The following is a 603-nucleotide window of genomic DNA, read 5'->3' as shown; positions in this document are numbered from 1 at the left end:
CTCGGTGCCGGAGTTAACACAATAAGTACCCCGCCTGGGGAGTACGGTCGCAAGACTGAAACTCAAAGGAATTGACGGGGGCCCGCACAAGCGGTGGAGCATGTGGTTTAATTCGACGCAACGCGAAGAACCTTACCAAGACTTGACATCCTGCTGCCGAGGTATGTAATGTACCTTTTCCTTCGGGACAGCAGAGACAGGTGGTGCATGGTTGTCGTCAGCTCGTGTCGTGAGATGTTGGGTTAAGTCCCGCAACGAGCGCAACCCTTGTATTCAGTTGCCATCATTAAGTTGGGCACTCTGAATAGACTGCCGCAGACAATGCGGAGGAAGGTGGGGATGACGTCAAATCATCATGCCCCTTATGTCTTGGGCTACACACGTGCTACAATGGTTGGTACAGAGGGCAGCGAAGCGGCGACGCGGAGCGAATCTCATAAAGCCAATCCCAGTTCGGATTGCAGGCTGCAACTCGCCTGCATGAAGTCGGAATCGCTAGTAATCGCAGGTCAGCATACTGCGGTGAATACGTTCCCGGGCCTTGTACACACCGCCCGTCACACCACGAAAGTTGGTAACACCCGAAGTCGGTGATCTAACCTT

General features: G+C 53.7%; 1 rRNA gene. It reads left to right on the top strand.

Annotated elements, in window-relative coordinates:
• Positions 1-603 (top strand): 16S ribosomal RNA (locus ACLGL1_RS09790); the annotation flags it as partial.

This window comes from Peptococcus simiae (assembly GCF_046569735.1).
Taxonomy (GTDB): Bacteria; Bacillota; Peptococcia; order Peptococcales; family Peptococcaceae; genus Peptococcus; species Peptococcus simiae_A.
This window is presented reverse-complemented; position numbering and strand designations above follow the sequence as displayed.